Raw genomic sequence first — 20,070 nt, forward strand, 5'->3', positions numbered from 1 at the left:
TCTCATGGATGTTTTTATTTCAAATCAACTACTATAAAACATTCGTCATCACTTTTATGATGGGCTTCCTTATGTTGATGCAGTGATGTAAGCATTTTCTCTTTCAGGTCGGTAATAGGCAACTCGGGATGCTTCTTCAATAAATCAAATAAATAACATGAAGCCGTAGGGTCCATCACGCCATCTGTATAAAGAAGAAGCCTTCCGCCCTCCGTGTATGGAAGGCTGCTTGACTGAAACACTGTGTCTTCAAACATCCCGATCGGAGGCGCAGTTGCCTGCAGCAGATTTTGGGTTCCTCCGGCGCCCTGCCATAATGCCGGGGGATGCCCTGCGTTGACATAATCAATTCTTTGCCGGGCTGTATCAATCTCGAGATAAATGGCAGTGCAATAATGTCTTGCTTCCTCATCATTTTGAAACAAGCTGTGAAGATGGCGGTCTAATTCTTTCATGACTTTGCCGGGACTGAGACCTTGCGTGATCTGGCGCTGGAACAAAGGATGAAGAGACATCGTAATCAAAGCAGATGAAATCCCATGACCCATCACATCAAGGATAATAATGCCGTAACGGTGTTCATCGATTTGATAAAATCCGTATAGATCACCTGATAAGTCACTGGATGCTTTGTAATAAGACTCAATCTGAATCTGATCATTTACAATCGGTTCAGTCAACGAGTTTTCCTGAATCTTTCTGGCGAGCTCAAGCTCTCTTTTGGTGTTTAATTTAAATTGCTGATTTTGTTTGTTGATCTCAAGAAGCTCTTCTTGTTTAGCCTTCAGCGTTCCTAAAGCAATTTCTAATTCTGCATTGGCTTTCTGTTTGGCAAACAAAGCTTCCTGGGCTGCGTTTCTGGCCATCAGCAGTTCATTTTCATATTCATTTCGCTTCCGCATCGGAATCAGAACACACTCGGTGACAGATGCTCCGCGATCAGCTCTTACAACCGCATTGACAAGGACGGGAATTTCTTCTCCATCTCTTGTTTGCAGGGAAATGTACATTTCTTCAATGTGCTGCTCCAGTTTCAAAAGTGGAACAAAATAAAGCTGGTAGAAAAGCTGTGCGGAAACGGTCAAGATCGTATCCATATGCTCGCCGATTACCTGTTCCTGCTCATATTTTAGGATGTTGAGCAGGGTGCGGTTGACCGCTATTATTGAACCCTCTTCTGACAAAGTGAGGAAACCGCATGGTGCATTATTCAATTGTTTGTCCATTCAGAGGGTCACCTCTATCCCTTTCGTTCCGTATCACACGTGTGCTTTCAAATAATCGCTGATCAGCTGTATCGTTTCTTCAGGATGGCTCATGTGGGGACAATGCCCGCGAGCCTCCATTTGTTTCAGTCTGCTATAAGGCAGGTGCTTATGCATATACTCACCTACTGCTGCCGGTGCGATGATATCATCTGCGCATTGGAGGATAAGAGAGGGAACCGTTACCTTCGAAAGATCCTCCCGGTGATCAGAAAAAAACGCTGCTTTCGCGAATTGGCGGGCAATCACAGGGTCAGTAGAACAAAAACGGCTTTCAAGCTCTTCCCTGATTTCAGGCCGGTCTGGCTGATTCAGAACGGTGGCCGCAAATACAGTTGCCCAGCCTATGTAATTTTTCTCCATCATCTCCAGCAAGCCAAGGAGCTGCTCCTCCTCAAATCCTCCGTAATACTCAGGCGGGTCATTCAAATAGCAAGGAGAAGGGCCCACCATCACCAGATGGGAAAAGAGTTCCGGGCGGCGGATGGAAGCAAGCATCCCAATCACTGCTCCGACAGAGTGACCCACAAACACGGTATCTTCCAGATCTAAAGCTTCACAAACATCTAGAACATCCTGGGCATAGCCGTCAAGTGTCCGGTAACGATTCAGGTCATATGCGCGCAAATCTGAATGTCCCGAACCGACGTAATCAAATAAAATGACCTGATGATCTTCTTCGAAGGCCGGCGCCACGGCATTCCACACGCTTTGATCGCATCCAAAACCAGGTGCAAAAAAGATAGAGGCTTTGCCGCTGCCCTTCACCTTCACATCATTTCGAGACAAAATCGCTTCGTTCATGATTGGCTCCTTTCAGCCGGAAAGTAAAATAAAGTTCAATATGTATATCATAACACTCGGGCGGTTTGAAGAGGGTGTCTTTCTATGAAAGTAAATAGCAGTTTAAAAGAAAGAGGACATCCGGCATAGGAGAGCTGGATGAATTGGAAGATGTAGAGGATGGATGGCCTAGGCACCTGCGGCGGGAAAGAATATGACATTTGTCACTCAATCATCATGACACCCCATACTAACATCATCATCTCAGTCATTTTACAATCAATGTAAGCCATCAGGAGGTGCTCATGTGATGAATGAGGCAGTATCAGTAAGCAATGTGACAAAACATTTCCAGCAAAAAACAGCTGTAAACAACATCAGCTTCAGCATTGAAAAAGGAGAAATTGCAGCCATTCTCGGACCGAATGGGGCAGGGAAGACGACCGTTATCTCCATGATATTAGGATTGCTGAAACCGACTAAGGGAGAAATCAAACTATTTAACCGGCTTCCCGATGATCAACGGGTTCGCGAAAAAATAGGCGTGATGCTGCAGGAAGTGAGTGTCATGCCGGGGCTAAAGGTGAATGAAATCCTCGAACTCTTCCGAAGCTATTATCCGAATCCATTGTCCATGAAAGAACTCGTTTCGTTAACAGCACTCACAAAAGAAGACTTGAAAACAAGAGCAGAAAAATTATCCGGCGGACAAAAACGCCGTTTGAGCTTTGCTTTGGCTCTTGCCGGGAACCCGGAGCTGCTTATATTCGATGAACCGACAGTCGGAATGGACACATCATCAAGACATCGATTCTGGCAGACCATTCATGGGCTGGCGGATCAAGGGAAAACGATTATTTTCTCAACTCACTATTTACAGGAAGCAGATGATGCCGCACAGCGAATCTTATTTTTTGCTGATGGACGGCTTGTGGCAGACGATTCACCAATGCAGCTCCGCTCTAGGATTCAAAAACAGTCTGTTTCCTTTACGCTTCATTCAGATGAATCATTGGAAAAGCTGTCTCGTCACCCGGAAGTAGAGCGAGTGATCCAAAAGCATCAGAGAACCATCATCCAAACATCAAATACAGACAAAGTGTTAGCGCTGATCTTTCAAGAAAACATACATGCACGCAATATTCGAATTGAGCAAGGAACGCTTGATGAGGCATTTCGCCAGCTGGCTGACGGAAACAGGGAGGCGATGTGAGTGAACATGCTCCAGAAGCAAAGCATAGCTGAAATGAAAAGGGTGCTTAGGAATAAGTACTTTGTGCTTTGGTCGCTGATGATGCCGATTGCCTTTTATTATCTCTTTACCAATGTAGTGAATACCAACGTCCCTGATCAACGTGCATGGGACGCCCATTACTTAATGTCGATGACAGTCTTCAGCGTGATGGGTTCTTCTATCATGACGCTTGGAATCCGTATGGTTCAAGAACGGTCACAGGGCTGGACTGCCTTTATCCGCATTACGCCTCTTCCGGATCATATTTATTTATCAGCTCAGATGATTGGCCAAAGTGTGATTCACGTTTTATCCATTACCGTCATTTTTCTTTTCGGCGCCATTATCAATGACATTGCCTTGTCACCGTTTGAATGGATCATGAGCGGACTGTGGATTTTGTTTGGCGCATTGCCGTTTTTAGCATTAGGCACACTAATAGGCCTCATGAGAAAAGTAGAAACAGCGGCCGGAATCAGTAATGTGCTTTACATGCTGCTGGCTTTAGGCGGTGGCATGTGGATGCCGTTTGAGGTCATGCCTGACATGATGCAGAACATTGGCCGGTGGCTTCCGTCTTATCATTTCGGGAGCGGAGCGTGGGAACTTGTCCGAGACGAATTCCCATCCTGGAAAAATATTCTGATATTAATCGCTTATTTGATGCTCTTCATGCTACTATCTAAGTATATTAGAAGAAAACAAGAAGCGGTGTAATACATGAAAAAGGCAGTATCAATTTTCCCGAAGCAATTCGGGTTTTTCCCTTATATCTTTCTGGTGTACATCATTATGCCGTTCCTCTCTTTATTGAAAGAATCAGGCATCAAACAGGTGATTGGATATGGCATGCTGGTCCTTTTTGTCGCAGCATATCGCCAGTTGTTCTGCAGCTTGGGCAGAGGATCGTTTACGTGTTGGCTCATCGTGCAAATGGCGGTTATTTTTATATACAGTCTGTTTTATGATATCAGCTATATGTACTTAGGTTTTTTCCCGGCAAACTTTGTTGGTTATTACAGAGAGAAAACGAAGTTTAACCGTGCTTTCTGCGGTTTAATCTTCATGCTGCTGCTCCCTTGTCTGTATCAATTATTTGCGAATTCGGTCTCAATTCGGGAGCTTTTCTCTATTCTTCCATTTCAGGTCATCATGCTCATTTCTCCATTCGGAATCCGTTCTATGTTTCGGAGAATAGAGCTTGAAACGAAGCTTGACCAAGCAAACGAACAGATAAGGGAACTCTCCAAAAGGGAGGAGCGCGTTCGAATCGCCCGTGATCTTCACGATACCCTCGGCCATACCCTGTCGCTCCTTACATTAAAAAGCCAGCTGATTCAGCGGCTGGCAACATCTGATCCAGAACGGACACGGCTTGAGGCAAAAGAAATGGAAATAAGCTCACGAGCCGCACTTAAGCAAGTTCGTGAGCTTGTTTCTGATATGAGAACGGTCACGATGACGGAGGAGCTCGCCAACATTCAGCACATATTAAAAACGGGGAACATTACCTTTCAATACGAAGGAGACGAAGACTTTTCAGCAATATCTCCCGTCACTCAAAACATTATCAGTATGTGTATGCGGGAAGCCGTGACCAATATCATCAAGCATAGCAAAGCAACCCACTGCGCCATCACCATTTCTCAGTTTGCTGACAAAATGAGGATTGTCATACGGGATGACGGAAAGGGAGCGGCAAAGGAGAAAACATTTGGGAATGGCTTGCGGGGAATGGAAGAACGGCTCATGCTCATTGAAGGCGGATTAACGCTTTTAGCCCATAACGGAACGGTTTTGACACTGACGATTCCGCTTATTAAAAAAGCAGAATGATAGGAGGACGAAAAGAATGATTCGTCTGTTTATTGCTGAGGACCAGCGAATGCTTTTAGGCGCTTTGGGATCTCTGCTTGATTTAGAAAAGGATATGACAGTCATCGGACAAGCATTAAACGGGGAAGAGGCGCTAAAAGCCATTTTGAAGCTGGAGCCGGATGTGTGCATCATGGACATTGAAATGCCGGTTCGAAGCGGGCTGGATGTGGCAGAGGCATTAATGCAAAAAGGCTGCGGCAGCAAGGTCATTATATTAACCACCTTTGCCCGCCCCGGATATTTTGAACGCGCCGTCAAAGCCGGCGTACATGGCTACCTGCTGAAAGACGGGGAAATTGACGATCTGGCCGATGCCATCCGAAAGTGTGTAAAGGGAAAACGAGTGTTCAGCCCGGAGCTGACGTTTAATATGATTAGAGACGAAAATCCGCTCACTGTAAGAGAGCAAGAAATTCTGCGGCTGGCGGCTTTAGGCAAGACAACAAAAGATATTACGCTTGAACTCTATTTATCTCAAGGCACAGTCCGAAACTATATATCAGAAATCATCCAAAAGCTTGATGCGAAAAATCGGACAGAAGCCGCCAGCATTGCTGAGGAAAAGGGCTGGATTTAACCATATGTTTTTCACCATCACGGCACTCCTGGGAGATCAGGAGTGTTTTTTATATGCCCGCAAATGAAAATATCCCCAGAAAACCCTTTCCTTCCATTATCAGAATAGTGTACGATATTCATATAGTTATTTTAACTCAGGTCATCTGATGACCTGATCATATATTGGGGATGAGAGAGGGGTTCATCATGAAAGTCTCACTTTTTGTCACTTGTCTTGTTGATATGTTTCAAACAAACGTAGGAAAAGCAACGGTTGAGCTGCTTGAGCGGCTTGGGTGTGAGGTTGATTTTCCGGAGGGGCAGATCTGCTGCGGCCAGCCGGCTTACAACAGCGGTTACGTGAATGATGCCAAAAAAGCAATGAAACGAATGATTGAAACGTTTCAGGAGTCAGATTATGTCGTCAGTCCATCCGGTTCCTGCACCACAATGTTCAGGGAGTATCCGCACCTGTTTAAAGATGACCCGAAATGGGCGGATAAAGCGCAGAAGCTTGCGGATAAAACGTATGAATTAACGGATTTCATCGTGAACGTCCTCGGGGTGGAGGATGTCGGCGCAACCCTTCATAAAAAAGCAACCTTACATACGTCATGCCATATGACAAGGCTCCTCGGGGTATCGGAGGAGCCGATGAAGCTGCTGAGTCATGTGAAAGGGCTTGAATTCACGCCGCTTCCGGGCAAACACAATTGCTGCGGATTCGGAGGAACATTCTCCGTCAAAATGGCGCAGATCTCTGAACAGATGGTCGATGAAAAAGTCGCATGCGTCGAAGAAACGGAAGCAGAGGTGCTGATCGGTGCTGACTGCGGCTGTTTGATGAATATCGGGGGACGGCTTGACCGAAAAGACAAGAATGTCAAAGTGATGCACATCGCCGAAGTGCTCAACAGCAGATAAAACTGGATTCAGAGGGGGAAAGGATCATGGCGATGAAAATCGGTACTGACGCTTTTAAAGAGCGGGTATCACAGGGGATTGATAATGAATTTATGAGAGGCGCTGTTTCAGGTGCGCAGGAACGTCTGCGGACACGGCGCCTTGAAGCAGCCGAAGAGCTGGGAAACTGGGAAGAGTGGCGCTCGCTATCAGAGGAAATCAGGCAGCATGTCCTTGAAAACCTCGATTTCTATCTCGGCCAGCTTGCGGAAAATGTGGCGAAAAGAGGCGGGCATGTCTATTTCGCGGAAACATCGGAAGAGGCGTCTTCTTACATTCGCGATGTCATTCAAAAGAAGAACGGGAAGAAAATCGTGAAATCAAAATCAATGGTCACAGAGGAAATCAATCTGAATGAGGTGCTGGAACAGGAAGGCTGCGAAGTCGTCGAAACCGACCTCGGCGAGTATATTTTGCAGATTGATGATCATGATCCGCCGTCACATATCGTAGCGCCCGCCCTTCATAAAAATAAAGAGCAGATACGCGATGTGTTTAAAGAGAGGCTGGACTATCAACATACAGAAAAACCGGAAGAGCTCGTCATGCATGCGCGCACCATCCTCCGGGAAAAGTTTCTGGAAGCGGATATCGGCATTACCGGCTGTAACTTCGCCATCGCTGACACGGGCTCTGTCAGCCTTGTGACCAATGAAGGTAACGGACGGCTTGTGAGCACTTTGCCGAAAACGCAAATCACCGTGATGGGCATGGAGCGGATTGTCCCGTCATTTTCTGAATTTGAAGTGCTTGTCAGCATGCTGACAAGAAGCGCTGTCGGACAGCGGCTGACAAGTTATATTACGGCTTTGACAGGCCCGAAGCTGGAAGGGGAAGTGGACGGGCCGGAGGAATTCCATCTTGTCATTGTTGACAATGGCCGCTCCAACATTCTCGGTACGGAATTCCAGTCTGTGCTGCAATGTATCCGCTGTGCCGCCTGTATCAATGTCTGCCCTGTGTACCGCCATGTCGGCGGACACTCTTACGGCTCAATTTATTCGGGGCCGATCGGAGCGGTTTTATCGCCGCTGCTCGGTGGTTATGACGATTTTAAGGAGCTGCCGTACGCGTCTACATTGTGCGCGGCTTGTTCAGAAGCCTGCCCGGTCAAAATTCCGCTTCACGAGCTGCTTCTCAAGCATCGCCAGAACATCGTCGAAAAAGAAGGAAGAGCGCCGATCAGCGAAAAGCTTGCGATGAAAGCGTTCGGACTTGGCGCGTCCTCTTTGTCGCTTTATAAAATGGGCTCAAAATGGGCGCCAGCCGCCATGACGCCTTTTACAGAGGACGAAAAAATTTCGAAAGGACCCGGCCTGCTCAAAAGCTGGACACAGATCCGCGACTTCCCGGCACCGCATAAATCAAGATTCAGAGACTGGTTTACAGACAGAGAAACAAGTGAACGCACGAAGGAGGAGCAGTGATGACGAAGGGAACCGTTCAGAATCAGGAGAGCTTTTTAAACCGGATCGCATCACGCTTGGGCCGTGAAAGAAGAACAGGAGGCGTGGCAGTCCCTGAGTGGGCGCACCAACCGCAATATAAAACACTTGAAGGATATTCAGCAGATGACTTAGTGACAGTGCTCAAAAACCATTGTGTCAAAATCCATACAGAGCTGATTGAAACCGATTCAACCGGCCTTTACGATGCCCTCCGCGAACAAGTCAGCCGGTTTTCCGGAGGCCCTGTCATCATTCCGAAAGACTCCCGCTTTGAAGCATACGGACTAAAAAGCCTGCTTACCAAAGACTGGCCGAGCGATGGAACACCGGTCTGGGAGTGGGATGCTGACAAAGGCGAAGAAAATATCAAAAAAGCGGAGCAAGCCAATGTAGGGATCACATTCAGTGAAATCACACTGGCAGAGTCGGGGACGGTTGTCCTCTTTTCCTCAAAAGACATCGGCCGGTCCGTCAGCCTTCTGCCGACGACCTATATTGCGATTGTGCCGAAATCAAGCATTGTGCCGAGAATGACGCAAGCCAGTGATATCATCCGCCAAAACATTGCGGACGGCGTCACTGTTCCCTCATGCGTCAACTACATTACCGGACCGAGCAACTCAGCCGACATCGAAATGGATTTGGTCGTCGGGGTGCACGGACCTGTAAAGGCTGCATACATTCTCGTATCTGATCGCTGATCTCAGGAAGCCCGGCATGTGCTGCCGGGCTTTTTGCTTGAAAAAACTTCAACTTCCAATTTTTTGGCCGATGAGAAGAGTATGACTTGAAAAAGGAGGAAATGCGATGAAAAAATGGCTGATTATTGCTGTTTCACTGGCAATTGCGATCGTGCTGTTTATGTATACAAAAACAGAAGCGAAGGCAGCCGGCATGACATTAGGCTACACCACTGGAGATACGGCCTCATACAATTCTCTTACGAAATATCATTCATACATGAATTCCATCGCCACAGATACGTTTGCCTTTGAAAAAAACGGACAAGTCATTGGCGATGCCCCGAGCAAGCAGCTGACATATGCGAAAAAGAAAAAAATCAAGACATGGGCTGTCATTTCAAACTATAATGACGCCATATACGATTTTGACGGAGATTTAGCAAAGCGGGTCATGAGTAATAAAACAGCGAAAAAACGATTCACAGATCAGCTGATAGCACTGGCCAAAAAGCACTCATACTACGGTATCAATATCGATTTTGAAGCAGTGCATCCAGAAGACCGATCCAAATACTCAAGCTTCATTCAATATGTCTCACAGGTCCTGAAAAAGAAACATATTAAAACAATGGTTTCCGTTCCGGCCAAAAGCGCCGATGATCAAAACGATGACTGGAGCTGGCCGTATGATTATGCGAAAATCGGTAAATATGCCGACTACGTACAAGTCATGACTTACGACGAACATGGTATTTGGGGCGAGCCGGGATCAGTGGCAAGCACAAGCTGGATCAAAAGCTCTCTGCAGTTTTCAGTCAAGAAAATCAAAGCCAATAAAGTCATTATGGGAATCCCTGCGTACGGCTATGACTGGGATGTAAAAGACGGAAGCGGCAGCGCCATGCGGGAATGGAATGAACTTATGTCCCTCATCAAGAAGCAGAAAGCAAAGCCGGCATTCAACAAAAAATCAGGTTCGATGACGTTTTCTTACGTTGACAAAAAGAAGCATAAACATGTCGTGTGGTATGAAAATGAAAAAACCGTTCAAACGAAAAGCCATCTGGCAAAGCAATATAAAATAGCAGGTGTCTCAGTCTATGCATTAGGAAACGAGTCAGAATCCTTTTGGAAAGCCATCCAAAAAGGGACAAAATAACAGTTTCTTTTTTCTCTGAAGTTATTGACAGGGAAAAGAGAAGCACGTATATTATGTTAATATATTCAGATCATAAAATTTAAGTTTTTCAGAAAACTACAACACATAGAATGGGAGCAGTAAAAGAAAGCGATCAGAAAAGAGAGCTGCGGGGTGGTGCGACGCAGCCTGATTCTTCTTTGAACTCGCCCGGGAGTGGTAAGACGGAACGGAATAGATTGAATATTCCCTATGTTTTAACGGCTAACCTTCGTTACAGGTCAAAAGCTGGATTCTTTACGAAGAATCAACAAGAGTGGTACCGCGGTCAGCCAAAGGCTCGTCGTCTCTTTATCTATTAGATAGGAGACGGCGGGCTTTTTTTGTTTTTGAAAATGAGAAGGAGAGGTACAAGAGGATGAAAAAGGACAATCAGACGTTAAAACGCACGATGACGTCCCGCCATATTATGATGATGGCGCTGGGCGGAGCAATCGGCGCAGGTTTATTTAAAGGGAGCAGCTCAGCGATCGATGTGGCAGGTCCATCTGTCATTATCGCATACCTGCTCGGCGGAATTATTTTGCTGTTTATTATGCAGGGGCTCGCGGAAATGGCTGTGCGCAACCGTAACGCCAGAACCTTCCGAGATCTTGTCCAGCAGGTATTAGGAAATTACGCTGCTTATTTCTTGGATTGGATATACTGGAAAATGTGGGTGCTTAACATTGCGGCTGAAGCTGTTGTCGCTGCGATCTTTATTCAATATTGGCTGCCGGGCTGCCCGATCTGGGTGCTGGCATTAGGGATTTCTCTTATCGTCACGATTGTGAACTTGCTTTCTGTTAAAATCTTTGCCGAAACTGAATATTGGCTGGCAATGATCAAGATTACCGTTATTATTGTCTTTATTATTTTAGGATTATTGCTCTTATTTGTATCATTCGGTGATCATACAGCTGCCGGGTTTTCAAACCTGACAGAGCACGGCGGATTTTTCCCGCACGGCGGCACAGGGCTGATTACGGCGATGCTTGTCGTGATCTACTCCTACGGCGGTACAGAAATTATCGGTGTGACGCTTGCTGAGACAAAGAATCCTGAAAAGGTTGTCCCGAAAGCAGTCCGCAGCACATTGACACGGATTGTCGCGTTCTACCTGCTGCCGTTTTTCATCATCGTCAGCCTGATTCCATGGAATCAAGTCAATTCCGTTCCAGAAAGTCCTTTCGTCATGGTCTTTAAAATGGTAGGTATTCCGGGCGCGGATCATATCATGAACGCAGTCATCCTGCTGGCGATCATTTCTTCAATGAATTCAGGTTTATACGGATCATCACGCATTTTATATACACAGGCTACTGACGGAAGGCTCCCGAAGATCTTTTCGAAGCTCTCATCGAAAAATGTACCGATGTTTGCGATTCTGATGTGCACTTCTTCTCTCTATATTGGCGTATTGATTTCTTTGTTCGCAGGAAGCCAAACGTTTAATTACTTAATGGGATCATTGGGGTATACCGTTTTATTCATTTGGCTGATCATCGGATTTGCTCATTTGAAATCGAGAAAAGAGCAAACAGAAACACCGGCCTATTATGTAAAATGGTTCCCGTACACGACATGGTTTGCGGTTTTGGCGTTACTCGCCATTCTGATCGGGGTCATCATGACAACGTCAATTGTCATTACCCTCATCACTGCGGCGATTTATCTTTTGATTACAATTTTTTATTGGATCAATGGACGTAAACATCAGTAAATGAGAAACCTCTTGTCACAACGACAAGAGGTTTTTTTATTATTGTGCAGCCTTCTCATTTACACCAATCGCCGCCGCTTTCTGTGCTTTTGATTTTGAATTCACGAGGCAGATGCTCGTCACAATCAACAGCAGACCCGCCAAGAGGCTTAAGGTAAGCGGTTCATGAAGGAAAATGGAGCTTGCCACGATCGAAATGAGCGGAATCAAAAAGGTATAGGATGCGACCTTGCTTGCTTCCCCTGAACCGACAAGTGTAAAAAAGACAAGCCATCCAAGCGCGATAACGAAGACAGAGATGAACAACAGGCTCGTAATAAACGGAACTGTCCATTGGATTGCAGAAAAGCTTTCTGTCCAAAAGCCGGATATAAGCAGAAACACGCTTCCGATCGTCAGCTGCAAAGCGACCATCCAGATGGAATCGACGCGGCTGCCTGTTTTTTTCATATATATTGTCCCGAGCGCCCAGCTGAGTGCGGAGCCGAGAGCCAGCAGAACCCCAATGACAGAAATATGCCCGCCAAAGCCTGCGGCACTGATGACAGCTACTCCCGCAAAACCGAGGATAAGCCCGATCACTTTCAGCGCAAACATGGATTCGCCGAGCCAAAGCCAAGAAAACACGCCCATCAGCACCGGCTGAAAGAAGACGATCGCGGAAAACAGTCCCGCCGGGAGGTAATTCAGCCCGATCGTTTGCAGGCCGTAGAATAACGTAATATTTAAAAGTGCAGAAACAAGATAAATCGGCCACGTTTCTTTTAATCGTAATTTATGAATACGCGGCAGTGCGACGATGACCAATAAAAGCCCGCCGATCAGTGTCCGGATGCCCGCGAACAATAATGGCGGCGAATAGGCGAGCGCTGCTTTCGACAACGGCCAATTGATGCCCCACGTGATGACGAGAAAGGCGAGAAGGATAGCTGTCTTCGTTTTTGAAAGCTGTTTCACTTTTCAATCACTCCTTGTAGAACTTTTCCATTATGATACTGTAGAATATAAGATAAATAAAATGAATCTTTTTTATAAGGAGCATAAGTAAATTGTTATGACCATTACACAATTAAGGGTTTTCGTAAAAATAGCTGAAACGGGGAGCTTTACAAAAGCGGGGCAGGCGCTGAACATGACACAGCCGGCTGTCAGCCATGCGATTTCTGCGATCGAGGCTGAGCTTGATGTGAAGCTGATCATTCGAGACCGCCGCAATGGCCTGATGCTAACCGATACGGGGAAAAAGATCTTAGTCCACATCAGGGAAGTCTTAAAAGGCATTGAAAAAGTTGAGCAAGTGGCAGCCGCGGAAAAAGGGCTTGAACTGGGAACGATCCATATCGGCACATTCTCAACTGCCTCGGCTTATTTTATGCCGAAGCTGATCAGTGAGTTTAAACAAAAATATCCGAAACTGGAGCTTGTGCTGCACGAAGGAACGGTAGATGAAGTCAAGGAGTGGCTTCACACGCGGATGATAGATGTCGGCATTCTTCTGTATCCGACGGAGGAAATCGAGTACATTCCGCTGAAAAAAGACAAAATGTCCGTCGTTCTCAGGGACGATCACCCGCTTTGCAGCCGTTCGGCCATTACGCTGAAAGATCTCGATCACGAACCGATGATCGTCTGTGACGGGGGCTATGAATCACCTTTTATCGATATGTTCAGGCAGGCGGGCGCTACACTGCACGCCGCTTTTACAGTCTATAACATTAACACCTCGATCAGTATGATCAGAGAAGGACTGGGCCTGGCGATCTTATCAGAAATGTCCATGTCGGGCATGCCGCTGCCGGAGCATGTGGTGACGCGGGATCTGGACCCGCCGGTATACCGTGATGTGCAGCTTGCTGTTCCGTCGCTAAAGGAGGCTTCTCTGGCGGCTAAACTCTTTATTGATATGGCGCAGGAGCTGTTTGGGGCAGAATAACGGTGCCAAACCGTTCGTTTTATATTGTTCGAATTTCATCGAATCAAATTCTTTTATTCCTGATTGCAGTTGTGTTATGGTGTGATAGAAGTCCTTTCGATCATGACTTGACAGCTTGAGGCTGTTTACTGATATCACAATTGCAAAGGAGAAAAACATGTCTACTCAACAACGCAAAGATACCTTGCTTTCTGTCTTGAATTTATCTCCGGTTGTTCAGGGAGGAACGGTTGCGGAATCATTCCGAAACAGCATGGACTTGGCGCGCCGTGCTGAGGAATGGGGCTATCATCGCTACTGGCTCGCTGAGCATCATAATATAGAAGGTGTCGCAAGCTCTGCCACCGCGGTTCTGATTGGCCATATTGCGGGCGGCACAAAGAAAATCCGCGTCGGTTCCGGCGGTATTATGCTTCCGAACCACTCATCACTAGTGATTGCCGAGCAATTCGGCACACTGGAAACGCTGTATCCCGGACGGATTGATCTGGGGCTCGGACGTGCTCCGGGAACGGACCAATTGACAGCAAGAGCGCTCCGCAGAAACATCAACAGCGGTGAAGATTTCCCGGAACAATTAGAGGAACTGCGCAATTACTTTAAACCATCCGGAAATGTGCGCAATCAAGTCCGCGCCATTCCGGGAGAGGGCATAGATGTGCCGATTTGGCTGCTGGGCTCAAGCGGCTTCAGCGCCCGTCTGGCAGGCGAACTAGGTCTTCCGTTTGCATTCGCCGCTCATTTTTCACCGGCGAATACGGTTCCCGCTTTGGAGCTGTACCGCAATTCCTTTACGCCGTCAGACGTGCTCGATGAACCGTATGCGATGGTCGGCGTAACCATTATCGCGGCAGATACAAACGAGAAAGCGCAGCACCTTGCGACTTCGCATTATCAAAGATTTCTTGACCTTGTCCGCGGCACGCCGAATCAGCTTAAGCCGCCTGTTGAGGATATGGATCAAATCTGGAGCCCGTATGAAAAAGCAATGGTCAATGAGCAGCTGAGCTCGACGATTGTCGGCGGTCCGGAAGAAGTGAAGGCGAAGCTCGAAGACTTTGTCAATACGACACAGGCTGATGAAATTATGGTCAACTCAGAAACCTTTGAACATACAGATAGAATGCGTTCGTTTGAAATCATCGCAGACGTTTGGAAAAACAGATAACAATTATAAAAAAAAGCAATGTAGCGGGGAGACCCATACATTGCTTTTTTATTCATTCAGTTTTCGTGCGGACTGGCGGATGATCAATTCAGGCTCAAAAATGACATCCTCCTGCTTCGGCTTTTTATGCTCTAAGCAGTCAATGACATATTTGGCAGCTGCTTTTCCAAGCACGGATTTCGGATGCTTCACAGAGGTTAATTTCACCTCGGAGATTTGCGCAAAATGCGAATCATCATACCCGACGATAGACATATCCTCCGGCACTTTGATATCCATCTCCCGCAGCATATCAATCACCTTCAGCGCAATTTCATCGTTATAACAAAGAATGGCTGTCGGCATATGCTTGCTGTTTTTCTCCAGTGTGGCCTTCACTTTCTCCAGCAGCCTTGATTCTTTTTCCTCCGTCGTAAATGTCACAATCATATCCGGAGAAGGGAATAGCTCACGATCCCGGTGCGCCTGAATAAACCCGTTCATCCGCTTCACACCTTGTGTATCATCAGCTTTAAAAATGCCCATCATGTGCGTGTGGCCGAGAGAAAGGAGATGCTCAGCCGCCATCATGCCGCCTTTCACATCATCCAAGGTAAAACTCGGTGCGGCAAGCTCAGCGTATGAAGCGTTAATCATCGCGAAAGGAATTCCGTTTTTCTCCAAATTTAAATAGTAGCCGATATTCGGCGTTTGCAGGGCGCTTTTTGTCGGCTCCACGATAAGTCCGTCGATATTCTGGGACAGCAGGTTCTCTAACCCTCTTCTTTCATTGTCCGGGTTGTTGTTTGTGCTGGTCAGCAGCATGGAGTATCCCTGCTCGCTTAAATAAGACTCGATTCCTCTGATGATGCTCGGGAAAATATAGTCTGATATGTAGGTTGTCAGAACACCAATCGTTTTATTGGAATGCAGCGCTGACTTAGCAGAGCGTGAAGCGACAAAGGTTCCCCCGCCTTGCACGCTGTACAGCAGACCTTGTGATACGAGGTCTCCGATCGCTTTGCGAATGGTATGCCGGCTGACGCCGAATTGCTGCATTAACTCGTTTTCGGTAGGGATCTTTTGATCAGGCAGTATTTTGCCTTGATTAATCCATGAACTGATTTCTTCTTTTACTTGAGCGTATTTTGGTAACATATCTATTCCTCCAAAATGTATACGGACAAATTTCAGTATATCACAGCGTTCTTTGTAAGAAAACATTGACAGAAAATGCAAACAAGATTATTCTATATTTGTACGTACTAATTAAATGAAATTTTCGTTAAATTTTAATATAAGTACGTACAATTACAAAGGTAAATGTAAACGCTTTACTCAACATTCGGGAGGGCAGGGAAATGAAGAATACTCCAACTCAATTAGAACCAAATGCTCCTGTAACAAGAAGCCATTCAATGGGATTTGTCATTTTGATCTCATGCGCGGCGGGACTTGGCGGCTTATTGTACGGCTATGACACGGCAGTGATTTCAGGCGCCATCGGTTTTCTGAAAGATTTATACAGCCTGAGTCCGTTTATGGAAGGTCTTGTGATTTCCAGCATTATGATTGGAGGAGTGGCGGGCGTCGGGATATCCGGATTTTTAAGCGACAGGTTCGGACGGAGAAAAATTTTAATGACAGCCGCTTTGTTATTTGCGATATCAGCAATTGTTTCGGCGCTTTCTCAAGATGTGTCTACCTTAATCATTGCAAGGATTATCGGGGGCCTTGGGATTGGGATGGGCTCATCACTCTCTGTTACGTATATTACGGAAGCGGCGCCGCCAGCCATCCGGGGAAGCCTTTCTTCCTTATATCAGCTCTTTACGATATTGGGCATATCCGCAACGTACTTTATTAATCTCGCTGTGCAGCGGTCTGGAACATACGAATGGGGCGTTCACACCGGCTGGAGATGGATGCTTGCTTATGGAATGGTGCCGTCCGTGATCTTTTTCCTCGTATTGCTCGTCGTGCCGGAAAGTCCGAGATGGCTGGCGAAAGCGGGCAAAACAAATGAAGCTTTAAAGATACTGACACGTATTAATGGGGAAACTGTCGCAAAAGAAGAATTAAAGAACATTGAGAACTCTTTAAAAATAGAACAAATGGGATCGCTCTCCCAGCTGTTCAAGCCGGGTCTCAGAAAGGCGCTTGTCATTGGAATCCTGCTGGCGCTCTTTAACCAAGTCATCGGCATGAATGCGATTACTTACTACGGGCCGGAAATTTTCAAAATGATGGGATTCGGTCAAAATGCCGGATTTGTGACAACCTGTATTGTCGGTGTTGTAGAAGTCATTTTTACAGTTATTGCGGTTTTGCTGATTGATAAAGTCGGACGAAAAAAATTGATGTCCATCGGTTCTGCTTTTATGGCTATTTTTATGATCTTAATCGGAACGTCGTTCTACTTTCAGTTAACAAGCGGATTTATGCTGATCTTCTTTATTTTAGGTTTTGTGGCGGCATTTTGTGTATCTGTAGGGCCGATCACATGGATTATGATTTCTGAAATCTTCCCGAATCATCTTCGGGCGAGAGCCGCAGGGATTGCGACCATCTTCTTATGGGGAGCAAACTGGGCGATCGGACAGTTTGTGCCAATGATGATCGACTCATTCGGGCTCGCCTATACATTCTGGATCTTTGCGGTGATTAATATCCTTTGCTTCCTGTTTGTCGTTACGATCTGCCCGGAAACAAAGAACAAATCGCTCGAAGAGATTGAAAAGCTCTGGATAAAATGAAAACGCTTTAAAAGAGCAGCCCTTTCTATTGGAAGGGCTGTTTATGTTGGGATGCACCTTTTGGCGTTTTCTGTATAAGATAAAGATATAAAGGAAAAAATATTGCTGGATAAAACCCCGCGGCATGAAAACTCTGCGATATTGTCGATGAATTGGCTCTTAACAGTTGAATAAACAATTCCACCCTGTTAAAATAATTAAAGAAAGCAGAAATAATTTTTTTTGGCTATGATGGGACGTTTTTTGTCATAGCGGGACATATAATGTCCAGCAAAAAAAGGAAGGAACGTTTGAGTCATGAACCAGTTAATACAAGCTCAAAAAAAATTATTGCCTGATCTTCTGGTCGTTATGCAAAAGAGGTTTGAAATCTTGCAGTATATCAGGCTGACAGAACCCATCGGGCGAAGAAGCCTGTCTGCCAGTCTCGGAATCAGCGAGCGTGTGCTGAGGGGCGAGGTTCAGTTTTTAAAGGAACAGAACCTGGTTGATATTAAAACAAACGGCATGACATTGACAGAAGAGGGCTACGAACTGCTTTCCGTTCTGGAAGATACGATGAAAGATGTTTTAGGTTTGACGCTTTTGGAAAAGACATTAAAGGAACGTTTAAATCTAAAGGATGCCATTATCGTATCCGGAGACAGCGACCAATCCCCATGGGTCAAAAAAGAAATGGGAAGAGCAGCTGTCGCATGTATGAAAAAAAGATTTTCAGGCAAAAATATCGTCGCTGTAACTGGCGGTACGACAATTGAAGCTGTCGCCGAAATGATGACGCCGGATTCTAAAAACCGCGAGCTTTTGTTTGTGCCCGCAAGAGGCGGTTTAGGCGAAGACGTGAAAAACCAGGCGAACACCATATGCGCGCATATGGCGGAGAAGGCTTCAGGCACTTACCGGCTTTTGTTTGTTCCGGGACAGCTGTCACAAGGCGCCTATTCATCTATTATTGAAGAGCCTTCAGTCAAAGAGGTGCTGAACACCATTAAATCAGCGAGTATGCTGGTTCACGGAATCGGCGAAGCTAAAACTATGGCTGAGCGGAGAAATACGCCTTTAGAAGACTTAAAGAAAATAGATGACAACGACGCGGTGACAGAAGCGTTCGGCTACTATTTTAACGCGGACGGCGAAGTGGTCCACAAAGTGCATTCTGTCGGAATGCAGCTGGATGACATAGACGCCATCCCCGATATTATTGCGGTAGCGGGCGGATCATCAAAAGCCGAGGCGATCGAGGCTTACTTTAAAAAGCCCCGCAACACGGTTCTCGTCACAGACGAAGGAGCCGCAAAGAAGTTATTAAGGGATGAATAATCCCTCAATATAAATATCTCTCACTTATTTAAAGGAGGAAACAATCATGGCAGTAAAAGTCGGTATTAACGGTTTTGGTCGTATTGGACGTAACGTATTCCGCGCAGCATTAAACAATCCTGAAGTTGAGGTAGTAGCGGTTAACGATTTAACAGATGCTAACATGCTGGCTCACCTTTTACAATATGATTCTGTACACGGAAAATTAGACGCTGAAGTTTCAGTTGACGGTAACAACCTTGTTGTTAACGGCAAAACAATTGAAGTTTCTGCAGAACGCGATCCTGCTAAACTTAGCTGGGGCAAACAAGGCGTTGAAATCGTGGTTGAATCTACTGGTTTCTTCACAAAACGCGCAGACGCTGCGAAACACTTAGAAGCTGGCGCGAAAAAAGTAATCATCTCTGCTCCTGCTAACGAAGAAGATATCACAATCGTTATGGGTGTTAACGAAGATAAATACGATGCGGCTAACCACGATGTTATCTCTAACGCATCTTGCACAACAAACTGCCTTGCGCCGTTTGCAAAAGTACTTAACGATAAATTCGGCATCAAACGCGGTATGATGACAACTGTTCACTCTTACACAAACGATCAGCAAATCCTTGATCTTCCGCACAAAGACTACCGTCGTGCGCGTGCAGCAGCTGAAAACATCATCCCAACATCAACTGGTGCTGCTAAAGCAGTTTCTCTAGTTCTTCCTGAACTAAAAGGCAAACTGAACGGTGGAGCAATGCGTGTTCCAACTCCAAACGTTTCTCTAGTTGACTTGGTTGCTGAACTGAACCAAGAAGTAACAGCTGAAGAAGTAAACGCAGCTCTTAAAGAAGCGGCTGAAGGCGATCTTAAAGGAATCCTTGGCTACAGCGAAGAGCCATTAGTTTCTGGCGACTACAACGGAAACAAAAACTCTTCTACAATCGATGCTCTTTCTACAATGGTTATGGAAGGCAGCATGGTAAAAGTAATTTCTTGGTACGATAACGAAAGCGGCTACTCTAACCGCGTTGTTGACCTTGCAGCTTACATCGCAAAAAAAGGTCTTTAATTTATAGCTGAAAAAAGGACCTGACTTGGTTCTTTTGAATAGAAGCGCTATAATGAAAGCGGACAAGGGAAGGGGACGGACTCCCTTTCCCTTTTTCCATGAAGACCGGCTTTCAGAAAACGTTCTGTGAAAGAGAAACGACCGCGTT

The 20,070-nt window shown here is 46.0% G+C and carries 18 protein-coding genes and 1 other annotated feature; of the genes, 14 read left to right on the top strand and 4 right to left on the bottom strand.

Annotated elements, in window-relative coordinates:
* Positions 1–14: 14 nt before the first annotated feature.
* On the bottom strand, positions 15–1,226 hold the full coding sequence (locus LWH95_RS00805; RefSeq protein ID WP_232918768.1) for a PP2C family protein-serine/threonine phosphatase: 1,212 nt from the start codon (positions 1,224–1,226) through the stop codon (positions 15–17).
* 33 nt (positions 1,227–1,259) lie between these two features.
* Entirely contained in the window at positions 1,260–2,069 is an 810-nt protein-coding gene (gene rsbQ / locus LWH95_RS00810; RefSeq protein WP_232918769.1) for a sigma factor SigB/phosphatase RsbP regulator RsbQ, read from the bottom strand.
* Between the two features lie 286 nt (positions 2,070–2,355).
* On the opposite strand from rsbQ, the gene LWH95_RS00815 reads away from it, so the two are divergent.
* From LWH95_RS00815 to LWH95_RS00855, 9 genes are all read left to right on the top strand, one after another.
* Positions 2,356–3,261: an ABC transporter ATP-binding protein gene (locus LWH95_RS00815; RefSeq protein WP_232918770.1), complete on the top strand. Its 906-nt coding sequence runs from the start codon at positions 2,356–2,358 to the stop codon at positions 3,259–3,261.
* On the top strand, positions 3,262–3,999 hold the full coding sequence (locus tag LWH95_RS00820) for an ABC transporter permease (protein WP_133485961.1): 738 nt from the start codon (positions 3,262–3,264) through the stop codon (positions 3,997–3,999).
* Between the two features lie 3 nt (positions 4,000–4,002).
* The gene (locus LWH95_RS00825) at positions 4,003–5,118 is read left to right on the top strand and encodes a sensor histidine kinase (RefSeq protein WP_232918771.1); all 1,116 of its coding nucleotides are present in this window, start codon (positions 4,003–4,005) and stop codon (positions 5,116–5,118) included.
* A gap of 16 nt (positions 5,119–5,134) precedes the next feature.
* Positions 5,135–5,737, top strand: a complete 603-nt coding sequence (yvfU, locus tag LWH95_RS00830; RefSeq protein WP_003235239.1) for a two-component system response regulator YvfU — start codon at positions 5,135–5,137, stop codon at positions 5,735–5,737.
* A 188-nt stretch (positions 5,738–5,925) separates the two neighbouring features.
* Complete coding sequence (gene lutA, locus LWH95_RS00835; RefSeq protein WP_003235238.1) at positions 5,926–6,642, top strand: lactate utilization iron-sulfur protein LutA; 717 nt, start codon at positions 5,926–5,928, stop codon at positions 6,640–6,642.
* A 26-nt stretch (positions 6,643–6,668) separates the two neighbouring features.
* Positions 6,669–8,108: a lactate utilization iron-sulfur protein LutB gene (lutB, locus tag LWH95_RS00840; RefSeq protein ID WP_148982578.1), complete on the top strand. Its 1,440-nt coding sequence runs from the start codon at positions 6,669–6,671 to the stop codon at positions 8,106–8,108.
* On the top strand, positions 8,108–8,830 hold the full coding sequence (gene lutC / locus LWH95_RS00845) for a lactate utilization protein LutC (RefSeq protein ID WP_003235234.1): 723 nt from the start codon (positions 8,108–8,110) through the stop codon (positions 8,828–8,830). The genes lutB and lutC overlap by 1 nt, the downstream gene beginning before the upstream one ends.
* A 106-nt stretch (positions 8,831–8,936) precedes the next feature.
* Positions 8,937–9,971: a glycosyl hydrolase family 18 protein gene (locus tag LWH95_RS00850; protein ID WP_232918772.1), complete on the top strand. Its 1,035-nt coding sequence runs from the start codon at positions 8,937–8,939 to the stop codon at positions 9,969–9,971.
* A 97-nt stretch (positions 9,972–10,068) separates the two neighbouring features.
* Positions 10,069–10,304, top strand: a binding site (T-box leader).
* 64 nt (positions 10,305–10,368) lie between these two features.
* Positions 10,369–11,712 carry an amino acid permease gene (locus LWH95_RS00855; protein WP_003235229.1) on the top strand — a complete coding sequence of 448 codons (1,344 nt, stop codon included), beginning with the start codon at positions 10,369–10,371 and terminating at the stop codon, positions 11,710–11,712.
* 39 nt (positions 11,713–11,751) lie between these two features.
* Here LWH95_RS00855 and LWH95_RS00860 read toward each other — a convergent pair whose 3' ends face one another.
* Positions 11,752–12,669 (bottom strand): DMT family transporter, encoded by a 918-nt coding sequence (locus tag LWH95_RS00860; RefSeq protein WP_060399512.1) that lies wholly within the window; start codon positions 12,667–12,669, stop codon positions 11,752–11,754.
* A 97-nt stretch (positions 12,670–12,766) separates the two neighbouring features.
* Between LWH95_RS00860 and LWH95_RS00865 the strand changes: the two genes are divergently transcribed.
* Together LWH95_RS00865 and LWH95_RS00870 are read left to right on the top strand one after the other, a co-directional pair.
* A complete protein-coding gene (locus LWH95_RS00865; RefSeq protein ID WP_225514620.1) occupies positions 12,767–13,645 on the top strand; it encodes a LysR family transcriptional regulator in 879 nt (292 codons plus the stop codon).
* 157 nt (positions 13,646–13,802) lie between these two features.
* The gene (locus LWH95_RS00870) at positions 13,803–14,813 is read left to right on the top strand and encodes an LLM class flavin-dependent oxidoreductase (protein ID WP_133485971.1); all 1,011 of its coding nucleotides are present in this window, start codon (positions 13,803–13,805) and stop codon (positions 14,811–14,813) included.
* Between the two features lie 48 nt (positions 14,814–14,861).
* Here the strand turns inward: LWH95_RS00870 and araR are convergent, their stop codons facing one another.
* On the bottom strand, positions 14,862–15,950 hold the full coding sequence (gene araR, locus LWH95_RS00875) for an arabinose utilization transcriptional regulator AraR (protein ID WP_133485974.1): 1,089 nt from the start codon (positions 15,948–15,950) through the stop codon (positions 14,862–14,864).
* 203 nt (positions 15,951–16,153) lie between these two features.
* Here araR and araE point away from each other — a divergent pair, with 203 nt between their 5' ends.
* From araE to gap, 3 genes are all read left to right on the top strand, one after another.
* Positions 16,154–17,548 (top strand): arabinose-proton symporter AraE, encoded by a 1,395-nt coding sequence (gene araE, locus LWH95_RS00880; protein ID WP_003235220.1) that lies wholly within the window; start codon positions 16,154–16,156, stop codon positions 17,546–17,548.
* Positions 17,549–17,845: 297 nt separating this feature from the next.
* On the top strand, positions 17,846–18,868 hold the full coding sequence (cggR, locus tag LWH95_RS00885; protein ID WP_088112062.1) for a gapA transcriptional regulator CggR: 1,023 nt from the start codon (positions 17,846–17,848) through the stop codon (positions 18,866–18,868).
* Positions 18,869–18,914: 46 nt separating this feature from the next.
* Positions 18,915–19,922 (top strand): type I glyceraldehyde-3-phosphate dehydrogenase, encoded by a 1,008-nt coding sequence (gap, locus tag LWH95_RS00890; protein WP_003219957.1) that lies wholly within the window; start codon positions 18,915–18,917, stop codon positions 19,920–19,922.
* Positions 19,923–20,070: the final 148 nt, after the last annotated feature.

Origin of the sequence: Bacillus sp. G16, assembly GCF_021282335.1 — a bacterium.
Classification (GTDB): domain Bacteria; phylum Bacillota; class Bacilli; order Bacillales; family Bacillaceae; genus Bacillus; species Bacillus inaquosorum.

Excerpts from the sequence above, each read along its gene's own strand:
- rsbQ (WP_232918769.1), bottom strand. The coding sequence starts at position 2,069 with ATGAACGAAGCGATTTTGTCTCGAAATGATGTGAAGGTGAAGGGCAGC.
- LWH95_RS00805 (WP_232918768.1), bottom strand. The coding sequence starts at position 1,226 with ATGGACAAACAATTGAATAATGCACCATGCGGTTTCCTCACTTTGTCA.
- araR (WP_133485974.1), bottom strand. The coding sequence starts at position 15,950 with ATGTTACCAAAATACGCTCAAGTAAAAGAAGAAATCAGTTCATGGATT.
- lutA (WP_003235238.1), top strand. The coding sequence starts at position 5,926 with ATGAAAGTCTCACTTTTTGTCACTTGTCTTGTTGATATGTTTCAAACA.
- araE (WP_003235220.1), top strand. The coding sequence starts at position 16,154 with ATGAAGAATACTCCAACTCAATTAGAACCAAATGCTCCTGTAACAAGA.
- LWH95_RS00825 (WP_232918771.1), top strand. The coding sequence starts at position 4,003 with ATGAAAAAGGCAGTATCAATTTTCCCGAAGCAATTCGGGTTTTTCCCT.
- LWH95_RS00865 (WP_225514620.1), top strand. The coding sequence starts at position 12,767 with ATGACCATTACACAATTAAGGGTTTTCGTAAAAATAGCTGAAACGGGG.
- gap (WP_003219957.1), top strand. The coding sequence starts at position 18,915 with ATGGCAGTAAAAGTCGGTATTAACGGTTTTGGTCGTATTGGACGTAAC.
- LWH95_RS00855 (WP_003235229.1), top strand. The coding sequence starts at position 10,369 with ATGAAAAAGGACAATCAGACGTTAAAACGCACGATGACGTCCCGCCAT.
- lutC (WP_003235234.1), top strand. The coding sequence starts at position 8,108 with ATGACGAAGGGAACCGTTCAGAATCAGGAGAGCTTTTTAAACCGGATC.
- LWH95_RS00870 (WP_133485971.1), top strand. The coding sequence starts at position 13,803 with ATGTCTACTCAACAACGCAAAGATACCTTGCTTTCTGTCTTGAATTTA.
- cggR (WP_088112062.1), top strand. The coding sequence starts at position 17,846 with ATGAACCAGTTAATACAAGCTCAAAAAAAATTATTGCCTGATCTTCTG.
- lutB (WP_148982578.1), top strand. The coding sequence starts at position 6,669 with ATGGCGATGAAAATCGGTACTGACGCTTTTAAAGAGCGGGTATCACAG.
- yvfU (WP_003235239.1), top strand. The coding sequence starts at position 5,135 with ATGATTCGTCTGTTTATTGCTGAGGACCAGCGAATGCTTTTAGGCGCT.
- LWH95_RS00850 (WP_232918772.1), top strand. The coding sequence starts at position 8,937 with ATGAAAAAATGGCTGATTATTGCTGTTTCACTGGCAATTGCGATCGTG.